This is a genomic window from Microcoleus sp. (assembly GCF_049646505.1).
In the GTDB taxonomy this organism is placed as follows: Bacteria; Cyanobacteriota; Cyanobacteriia; order Cyanobacteriales; family Microcoleaceae; genus Microcoleus.
In genome coordinates, this window is record NZ_JBARVX010000501.1 from 1 (window position 1) to 9,896 (window position 9,896).

The following is a 9,896-nucleotide window of genomic DNA, read 5'->3' on the forward strand; positions in this document are numbered from 1 at the left end:
CGAGATTATCCTGAGTTAAAAGTGCGGGTGGTAAATGTGGTGGATTTGATGACGCTGCAGCCTACTAGCGAACATCCGCACGGTTTGTCCGATCGCGATTTTGATGCTTTGTTCACGAAGGATAAGCACGTAATTTTTGCTTTTCACGGCTATCCCTGGCTGATTCACCGTTTGACTTACCGCCGGACTAATCACTCGAATATTCACGTTCGCGGTTACAAGGAAGAGGGTACGACTACTACGCCGTTTGATATGGTGGTGATGAACGATCTCGATCGATTCCATTTAGTTGGTGATGTACTCGATCGGGTTCCGAAACTGAGCTCTGTTGCAGCTTACGGTAAACAAGCTATGCGGGACAAGCTGATCGAGCACAGGCATTATATCAACAAACACGGCGACGATATGCCGGAAATCCGGGACTGGAAGTGGCCGCACGGTGGCGCGGTTTCGTCGGAAGCGCCGAAGGAAACGAAGGGTTCGGAGGTGACGGGAGATCAAGGTGTGCGATCGGGTGCACCTGGATAGGGGCGATCGCTTGTAGATACAAGGGGCGATTTTACCAATAACACGCGCTGCAAAAATAAAGTCCTCACAAATTGAGGGCTTTTTTTCTTTTTTCTTAATTAACACTCATCATGTGTAGATTTAAAGCGTGTTTTAAAATTAACACTCATAGTGTGTAGATTTTCAACCGTGACAAGCTTTATATTTTCGGTGTGACAAAAAATATCAAGCTTAAAATATTTGGCAAACAAGTTCGGAAATTGAGAAAAGCAAAGGGGCTAAGCCAAGAAAAGTTAGCTGAACTGGCAGAATTGCATCGAAATTATATTGGTGGCATTGAACGTGGTGAGAGAAATATCGCTCTTCTGAATATTTTGCGTCTAGCTAAAGCTTTAGGAGTATCGCTAAGCGAATTGTTAGAGGGGATAGAGTAAATGAGTTCACCTTATGCGGGACTTGCACCTGAAGCTTGGAAAGTAAAAACACGGGAATTGATAGAGATACATCCACTTAACCCGGATGAAATATATGAAGTAGTAATTCACGTTTGGCGAGAAATATTTGAATCTAATCTAACTAGCGCCCACTACAAAATAGGTGTAGATTTATTTCCCCGCCCCCAAATTATGGGATACTTTTTGCACGAACTAATCCCGTTAGAATTGGCTAGGCGATACCCAGCAATTTGGCGTCGCGAAGAAAATGCGACTGAAAAAGATATTGTCTGTCTTCTAAACGATAGCTTCTCAATCGAGATTAAAACATCTTCAAGTAATCGCAATACCTATGGAAACCGCAGTTATACTCAACTCAGCACTACTGGTATAGAAGGAAAGAAGAGTAAATCAGGCTATTACCTTGTTGTTAATTTCCAGAAATTTAACAAAAACGTTCAAGGTTCACAAAAACCGCAGATTAACTTAGTCAGATTTGGATGGTTAGACCAAGAAGATTGGCAAGGTCAAGCTGCTGCAACCGGTCAGCAAGCGAGATTAAGCCCTGCTGTTGAACGTTATAAATTGCTGCAATTGCCAACTTTAGAATAAAGATAATTGTGCTTCTTTCAGTTCTTTTTCCATCAAAAAAATATCTATTCTATTAGCAGCAATATCGCAGTAATCAGCCCTGATTTCAAATCCAATAACTTGTCGCTGCAAACCCAGAGCCACAATTGCTGTAGTCCCGGAACCCATAAACGGATCTAAAACAATTTCGTTTAAATTCGATGAAGACTTGATGATGCGATCTAAAACAGCAACCGGAAATTGAGCGGGGTGAGATGTGCGTTCTTTTGAAGCTCGGTTTTTCCCGGACGTAACTTTTGGGAACTGCCAAACATCCGTCGGATTTTTGCCTTTTAAATTTACTTTAATCTTGCCGTTCTTCTTTTGATTTGGATATTTCACATTTGGGTCGCGTACTTCATCCAAATTAAATATATAATTGTCGGGATTTTTGACATACCAGAGAAATTTTTCGTTGCGTGGCGAAAAAAACTTGCTGCCCGCAACTCCCGCACCGTAATTCCACACAATTTCTTGAATCAGATAAAAAGGTACTTTGTCCCAAAGCAGATAGGAAATCGGAATTGCTTTGGCCCGATCGCGCACAGACAAGTAACCTAAATTCAGCCAAAACGCCCCTCGATCAACCGTTGTCCGGTAAACTTCCGCTATCCACCGCTCGCACCAGTCTAAATACTCATCCAACACCAAGGATTTTTCGTACTCTTTGCCAATATTGTAAGGCGGGCTGGTAACGGTTAAATCTACAAATCGATCTGGCAACAGCTTCATTGCCTCCAAACAATCCATGTTGTAAATTAGACAATTAGGAGCTTGAAAGTAAGGTTTCCCTAAAATCCTCTCAATTTCGATCGAACTCATGAAATGCTGGGACATTCTTTTATTGACAAAGTGCAATACCTATAGTATATAAGTAAAACAACTAAGATCGATGTCATCTTAGCATAAACCAACCCCGCTCTAAAATTGGTTTATTCAAAATGATCTGTAATGCTTAAAGAAATAGAAATCCAAATTTATGAGGACGGTCGTCCTCACTGCGAACCTAGGAATTTATGAGCTTAAAAATCTACTTGGTGCGACACGGTGAAACGACTTACAGCCAAACTGGCGGCTACTGCGGCGACCTCGACGCAGAATTAACACCGGAAGGTTCTATGATGGCCGAACAATTTGCCGCAGCTTACGCAAAATTGCCTTGGAATGCTGTTTATGTCAGCCCCATGAAACGCACGATCGCAACTGCGAAACCTCTGTGCGATGCTGTGGGAATTGAAATGCAACTTCGCGATGGATTGAGGGAAATTAAGTACGGCAAGTGGGAGGGTGAAACAGTTGAATCGGTTCGCGAAAAATATGCTGATGATTACATTAATTGGTTGACTGAACCGGCTTGGAATCCACCGACTGAGGGGGAAACTTCTGTGCAAATTGCTAGCCGATCGTCCTTAATTATCGCAGAAATTCAGGAAAAGTACAAGAATGGTAATGTTTTGGTGGTTTCCCACAAGGCGACTATTCGGATTATTCTGTGCAGTTTGTTGGGGATCGATTTGGGAAGTTATCGCCTTCGCATTGCCGCCTTAGCAGCTTCTGTGAGTGTTGTCAAGTTTGATGTGCGCGGGCCGATGCTGGAGGTTTTGGGCGATCGATCGTACATGGATGAAACTCTCCGCAATTTGCCCGGTACTTGAAATTGGCGGTAAGGTGCGGGGGCGCACCTTACAGTCTGAAACTAAAGTGCGCCCAAGTAAGACAATCCTAAAATCGTACCTGTTCCCAGAATATGACCGAAGCAGAGACTTCCGACAAGCGCACCCAAGCTCAAACCGCCCACCAGATTCGCTGAGGGCGCGGCTGGGCCTGTGTGAGGATTTTTGATGGTTAAGCTGCCGAAAGCAATGGCTGCAACATTGCAAATAATCATAATTAAACTGACTGCGGGACTCCACTCTACGGTTCTGGCGGTAACGGTTAGTAAAATTGTTGTCAGCATGGCGATCGACTCCTTAATTTTTAGTCCATGAAAATCAGATGATGAAGATATATCAAACAACAGCAACCCGTGGCTACATATTGAATTAATTTTTAATAATTTGACATATTCCTTAACAAAGTTATAATTAGTGCATAGTAAAAAAAGGGCGGGCACGGGGGCACCGCCCCTACTACGAATTACAAATTACAAATTACCATGAAAATTCTAGTTTTAAATGCAGGTTCTAGCAGTCACAAAAGCTGCTTGTACGAACTAAACGATCGGCTTCCCGATCGCGCGCCGCAACCCCTCTGGGAAGCGCAAATAGACTGGACTCACCGCGAAAATGTCGGGGAGCTGCAAGTCAAAACTGCTGCGGGCAATACGCTTGCGGAAGAATTCTCCTCAAATTCTCGCTCCCAGGCCATTGCTCGGATGCTGGAGACTCTGTGGCAGGGAAAAACTCAAGTTATTAATAGTTTAAAGGACATTGATATTGTCGGTCATCGCGTCGTTCACGGCGGGCAAAAATATCAGCAAAGCACGCTGATTTCGCCGGAAGTCAAAGAGGAAATTTCTCGTTTGGCTGAGTTTGCTCCCGTCCACAATCCGGTTAATTTGGAAGGCATCGAAGCAATCGAAAAAATACTGGGAAATGTGCCGCAAATTGCTGTTTTTGATACGGCTTTTCACGCCCAATTGCCGCCCGCTGCGTTTGTTTATCCTGGCCCCTACGAATGGCTGGAAGAGGGGATTCGGCGCTACGGTTTTCACGGCATCAGCCATCAATATTGCACTCGCAGGGCTGCTGAAATTCTCAACCGCGATCCTGCCGATTTGCGGCTGATTAGCTGTCATTTGGGCAACGGATGCTCTCTGGCGGCGGTTCTCGGTGGTCGGAGTGTTGACACGACGATGGGTTTTACTCCTTTGGATGGTTTGATGATGGGAAGTCGATCGGGGGCGATCGATCCTGGGATCGTAATTTATCTGTTAAGACGATCCGATTTTACTGCTGAGGAACTAGATAATATTCTGAATCGGAATTCTGGTTTGAAGGGGATTTCCGGGGTTTCTAGCGATATGCGGCAAATTTTGGCAGCGATTAAAGATGGCAATTCTCGCGCTCAACTTGCTTTGGATATTTACGTGCACCGTTTGCGCGCCGGAATTGGGGCGATGCTGGCGAGTTTGGGAGGGTTGGATGCTTTGATTTTTACGGCGGGAGTTGGGGAAAATTCGGCGGTTGTGCGGGCTGCAGCTTGCGAAGTTTTTGGATTTATGGGGTTAAAATTGGATGGGGAGAAAAATTTGAATTCGCCAGTGGATGATGATATTGCGGCGGTTGATTCAGCGGTGCGGGTTTTGGTGATTCACACTCAGGAAGATTGGGAGATTGCGCGGGAATGTTGGGATATTTCTCGCGGATGATTCGGTAGTGAAGACTCGGAGCATCTCATGTTTGCAAAAAGTATTGTTTTAACAGTCCGAACACTACAACAATTATATCAGGTTCGGCTAAATATAGCCTTTCTGTGCTCTGGTATGAGGTACTATGCGGCATAGGTCTCCGTGGGCATAGGGCATACCTCACTTTTTTGATAACCGCTAAGCTGTTGTGCAAATAAAAATTGTATATTTTGATGACATCAAAAATCGTCAAATCCGATCCCCCTCTCCCCTTCTCCTCTTCTCCCCCTCAATCGCCATACACAATCTATATGAGCAACAGATTATATAGCATCCTAAATCATTTTCAATAACTGGTTAAGAGCCTAAGAATCGATGTCACTCTTGAAGAGCCTCGCGAAAAGGGAAGGGAGGCAGAGCCTCCGGATCTGCGTTACCAGGCAGAGCCTGGTAACGAGTAAACCTTTTTCTTTGATTAGACCTCTTGCAAAAATAGTTAGGACGATGCTCAAAGCCCATCCCACAAAAATCTTTTTTCTTGTGGGATGGGCTTCTAGCCCGTCCCAAAATTTGATTAAAAGGACTTTTGCAAGAGGTCTATTCATTACCGATTACCAATCACCACGGACTTCCAATCATCACAAAAGCCGACCAATAATAAGGATGCGACAACTTCAAATCAGCAAACCCCTGCAAAGATTGCGGCAACTCCACCACCTCGCCCCGACTCGAACCCCGCAACTTTCCGCCCTCCAAACGCACATCACCCCGCAACATCGCAATTTGCGCTTCTCGCAGCGCCGCAGCCTTAATTGGCGCTGTCTTCAAATGCTGGTAAAACTCATTCATCAATCCCAAAGTACCCTCATCCGAAACATACCACAAACTCCCCAAAGCCGTTTGCACCCCCGCTTGCAGCGCCAAACCGCCAAAACCCAACTCCGCACTTTCATCACCCACAGCAGTCCGACAAGCACTTAAAACTAATAAATTCACCTGCGGATTATTCAATCTCAAATTCTGCAACTGATCCAGTCTTAGCCGACTATCCCACAACTGAATAAAAGAATTACTCGGAGCCCCCGGACGAAATTCGCCGTGAGTAGCTAAGTGAATAATTCCAAAAGGCCGGCTTTGATGCTGTCGTTTCAAATTCTCTAAAGTGAAACCCTCATTCAGAAAACTTGCTCCCGGCCACTCTCGCGAAATAGCTGCTATTTCTGCAGGAACTGCAGGTAAAGGATTCAACTGTGAAAATTCCGACGCGCCCATTGCTAGAACTTGAGAATTTCTGAGATCGACGTAGCGACTATCTGTTAAATTAATACTCGGCATCAAACTGAGACTGTATTTTTCCACCAAAAATTGCTTTCCGTCGTGCAAAGCAGCAAAGGGCATACCTCTCAAACCCCGATCGACAACAAAGGAAATAGTATCCGTTTCGCACTTTTGCAAATCCTCCTCCAAAGGCGCAACCATCCACTTATAAAGCTTTTGGGCTGATGGTAGATAACTCGTAGTAGTCCGCGCCCCAGGCTTAGTAATCTCACCCCTGAATTCAGTTACAACTTTCAGCAATTCTTCCCGGTTTGCTTGCGACACGGTTTTGTGAACGACTGCACCGCAAGAAGTTACTAACATTAAATCTAATTTTTCTGCTCGCGAAAACAGATAAATCAAGCTGGGTTTCGTGCCCGTTTGTGCACCTACGGATGCTAATTTTTTCTTGATTTCGTCTGGGGATACCAACTCGTCGGTGGTGTTGATACCGAAATATTCCCGGAATTCTTGGCTGAAAGATTTTTCCAGCAGAGGTAAAGCTGCCGATATTTGACCGATATCCAAATTTCTGCCGATTTCACTGCGAAATGCTGACTGAATAACTGAATCTCTGAGATTGGAACCGATTAAATTTCTCAGTCCTCTCTGAGATTGGATTCTTTCCGGCGGCAGCCTTTCTCCGGGTTTTCCTATATCTCGCGATAGACTATTTTGGTTCTGCTGCTGTTCGGGGGTCAAGGGTTGGTTTGGTTCGGGAAAAATCGATCGCCCTCGATCTGGAAATCTATCCCTGAGTGATGGCGGCGGCTGATTGGGATTATTGGGATTATTGGGATTATTGGGATTGTTAGGATTGTTCGGATTGTTGGGATTATTCGGGTTGTCGGGATTATTTGGTTGGTTGGGATTATTTGGTTGGTTGGGATTGTTAGGATTGTTGGGATTGTTGGGATTATTTGGAATGTTGGGATTGTTAGGATTGTCGGGATTGTTCGGATTGTTGGGATTGTTGGGATTGTCGGGATTGTTCGGATTATTTGGTTGGTTGGGATTGTTGGGATTATTTGGTTGGTTGGGATTGTTGGGATTATTTGGATTATTTGGTTGGTTGGGATTATTTGGTTGGTTGGGATTATTTGGTTGGTTGGTAGTGACGATCGCACTACTACCTTGAGTGTAAGAATTGATGAAAGATTGTCCCTGAGCAATAGTACCATCCGCACTGCTGGCGATCGCCCCAGCAGTCCCGTTAGCCGTCGCATCTCCCACCGCAAAAGGTATCCGCGGATTGACATCCCCGCCGCCGTGGGCGATCCTGACTGTACCCGGTTGAGCGCCACCAAGCGTTGAGACACTCACAGGAGTACCATTTTGGTCAAAAGTACCAGTCACTCGCACCAAACCCGGAGTTGCGATATCAACTTGAGCGCCCGGAGCATTCACCGATACAATGCTAATATCATTTTGAGCGTTAATATTTACAGCCGGAGCGCGATCGCGCCCAAAGAAATTAATATTTATTGCCCCAGTTGCGATCTGCCCTCCCGCTAAAATATCCACAATTGATGAAGCACTAATATTGCCAGTGCTGACATTTCCCCTGCTGCTAACTAAATCAACTACAACTCCCTGCAAATTTTCAGCATTAACATCGCCAGATGCTGTGAAGCTGACACCGTTAGCTGCGGTAACATTTGAAGTTTGAATGCTTCCAGAATTACTATTAACTAAAACATCACTTCCCTGTAAAATCCCTGAATTTATATTGCCCAAAGCGGTGAAATTTACATTGCTGGTGGCGGCGGCACTGGTAACTCCAATCGTCCCCGCACGGCTGTTAATATTAACAGCCACACCCCGCAAATCCCCTGAATTCACATTTCCCGCACTTCTTACATTGATATTTCCAGTTGACGCAGTATTGCCGATCGCAATATTTCCCCCATCACTGTTAACATCAACTGCCGCCCCCTGCAAATTCCCAGTATTTAAGTCGCTAGAAGCTCTCAAAGCAACGCTGGCGGCGGCGGCATCAATCGATGCCACATTAATATTAGTTTGCGCGTCCAGATTGACTGTGGGAATCGCAGGATTAACTGGATTTGTGGCAGGATTAACAGCGATCGCCCCCGTGTTGATTTGTTGTCCTGCTAAAATTCTGACATCTCCCCTAGTGGCGATCGTACCCGTAGCCACACTTCCGCTGCTGCTGCCAGCCCTGAGAGTAGCAGCCGCGAGGTTCCCTACGGTTAAGTCGCCCGAAGCTGCCAAAGTGAGATTTTCGGTGGCTGTAATATTGACTGGTGTTGTATTCGGGACAATTGCATTCGGAGCCGTCAAAACTCCCAGAGCACCTGAGTTGCTGGTAATATTAACTTGAGAACCCTGCAAATTCCCAAAATTCACATTGCCGAATGCTGTAAAGGCGATCGCCCCAGAATTCCCAGTGTCGATCGCACCGGTTACAATATTACCCGCAGTCGTATTCAGACTAATATTGCCGTTGATATCATTGGGAGAAATATCATTGGTTAATATAATATTGTTGAGAGCTTGAATATTAATTGTCGAACTCGATGTTAACCTGCCCCCAACTACTACTCCAGCTTCCCTGCTTTCGAGGCTAATTTGTCCGCCGTTAATATCTCTAGTTTGCACATCTCCCGTTGCCGACAAAATCACCGGCCCGGCTGCTAAAATATTTTCCACAGCAATCAAATTTCTGCTAAAAACAGGTTCCGCCGTGAAATTTGTATCCTCACCTAAACTGTCAGGAGAAACATTAACAGAATTGGTCAAATTTGCCACTCCCGCCCGCAGAATCAAAGCCGGACTGCTGGTTAAAATCGCAATATCTGGGTCGGAATTCACATTTTCAGTCTGCAATGCCAAATCCGGGCCAGTAATAGTAATATTTTCACCAACAATACTTCCCCTCGCCTCTACTTTCAGCGAAACACCAGTATAATCCCCAAAGAAAACATCTCCTTCGGAACTGATAATCGGGTCAAATAAACTCACAAAATTTCCCGGCATTCCCGACAAATTCCGCACCGAAAAATTGCCTCCCGCAACAAAGTGAGAATCCCCCGAAATCGTGCCGTTGCTAACTAAACTCAAATTGCCTGCGCTTTGGAATTGCGGGGGAAGAAACAAGCCGCCAGTAGCATTTTGAGTGAGAATGTCGATCGCGCGATCGGCCCGCACCTCCAAATTCCCCCCAGCCCGCGCCAAAAACGGATTCTGAACGCTATCTCGAACCCGCACCGCATCCCCGGCCAGCAAACTCAAATCCCCCGCAGTTTGCAGCCTAGTCCCCGCTAACGTGAGATTTCCCGCCGCCCATAAATTCGCACTTCCCGCATTCAATTGATCCAGCGCAGACACATTCCCAGCAGCAATCGCCACATCCCCAGAATTCACCAGCAAACCAGAACCCACAAGCCGCACGCTACCGTCATCCGCAACCGCAACACCAGTCGCCTGATTTTGCCCCGTACCTGTCAGCAACTGCGGCAAAGAAACAGGATTTAAACCTTGTGGAGAATTCCCCAAATTCCCGCCCGCTGCTATCTCCAAACTCAACAAAAATCCCGGTTGACTGATACGCAAAACATTCTCGCCCGGAACCGCAGCAACAGTAATTCGCCCTCCCGGTGCCGACAACTGCCCCGTACTAACAACCGTACCGCCCA

The 9,896-nt window shown here is 45.8% G+C and carries 7 protein-coding genes and 1 pseudogene; 5 read left to right on the top strand and 3 right to left on the bottom strand.

Annotated features, from left to right (window positions below):
- The 3 genes and pseudogenes from WBA89_RS24030 to WBA89_RS24040 all read left to right on the top strand — a co-directional run.
- A pseudogene (locus tag WBA89_RS24030) lies at window positions 1–528 on the top strand (phosphoketolase); the annotation flags it as partial.
- A gap of 191 nt (window positions 529–719) precedes the next feature.
- The gene (locus tag WBA89_RS24035; protein ID WP_373533657.1) at window positions 720–941 is read left to right on the top strand and encodes a helix-turn-helix domain-containing protein; all 222 of its coding nucleotides are present in this window, start codon (window positions 720–722) and stop codon (window positions 939–941) included.
- Window positions 942–1,553 (top strand): ScaI family restriction endonuclease, encoded by a 612-nt coding sequence (locus WBA89_RS24040; RefSeq protein ID WP_424409960.1) that lies wholly within the window; start codon window positions 942–944, stop codon window positions 1,551–1,553. It begins immediately after the preceding gene.
- Here WBA89_RS24040 and WBA89_RS24045 read toward each other — a convergent pair.
- On the bottom strand, window positions 1,545–2,408 hold the full coding sequence (locus WBA89_RS24045; protein ID WP_424409962.1) for a DNA-methyltransferase: 864 nt from the start codon (window positions 2,406–2,408) through the stop codon (window positions 1,545–1,547). The genes WBA89_RS24040 and WBA89_RS24045 overlap by 9 nt on opposite strands.
- A 179-nt stretch (window positions 2,409–2,587) precedes the next feature.
- Between WBA89_RS24045 and WBA89_RS24050 the strand changes: the two genes are divergently transcribed.
- Window positions 2,588–3,226 (top strand): histidine phosphatase family protein, encoded by a 639-nt coding sequence (locus WBA89_RS24050; RefSeq protein WP_424409963.1) that lies wholly within the window; start codon window positions 2,588–2,590, stop codon window positions 3,224–3,226.
- 41 nt (window positions 3,227–3,267) lie between these two features.
- Here WBA89_RS24050 and psaK read toward each other — a convergent pair whose 3' ends face one another.
- Entirely contained in the window at window positions 3,268–3,528 is a 261-nt protein-coding gene (gene psaK, locus WBA89_RS24055; protein WP_424409965.1) for a photosystem I reaction center subunit PsaK, read from the bottom strand.
- Window positions 3,529–3,726: 198 nt separating this feature from the next.
- On the opposite strand from psaK, the gene WBA89_RS24060 reads away from it, so the two are divergent.
- On the top strand, window positions 3,727–4,941 hold the full coding sequence (locus WBA89_RS24060) for an acetate kinase (RefSeq protein WP_424409967.1): 1,215 nt from the start codon (window positions 3,727–3,729) through the stop codon (window positions 4,939–4,941).
- A gap of 597 nt (window positions 4,942–5,538) precedes the next feature.
- On the opposite strand, the gene WBA89_RS24065 is transcribed toward WBA89_RS24060, so the two are convergent.
- On the bottom strand, window positions 5,539–9,896 hold a 4,358-nt coding region (locus WBA89_RS24065), incomplete at its 5' end, for a CHAT domain-containing protein (protein WP_424409969.1).

What these genes read in the sequence shown, in the direction of transcription:
- WBA89_RS24040 (WP_424409960.1), top strand. Translation starts at nt 942, where the DNA reads ATGAGTTCACCTTATGCGGGACTTGCACCTGAAGCTTGGAAAGTAAAA.
- WBA89_RS24045 (WP_424409962.1), bottom strand. Translation starts at nt 2,408, where the DNA reads ATGTCCCAGCATTTCATGAGTTCGATCGAAATTGAGAGGATTTTAGGG.
- WBA89_RS24050 (WP_424409963.1), top strand. Translation starts at nt 2,588, where the DNA reads ATGAGCTTAAAAATCTACTTGGTGCGACACGGTGAAACGACTTACAGC.
- psaK (WP_424409965.1), bottom strand. Translation starts at nt 3,528, where the DNA reads ATGCTGACAACAATTTTACTAACCGTTACCGCCAGAACCGTAGAGTGG.
- WBA89_RS24060 (WP_424409967.1), top strand. Translation starts at nt 3,727, where the DNA reads ATGAAAATTCTAGTTTTAAATGCAGGTTCTAGCAGTCACAAAAGCTGC.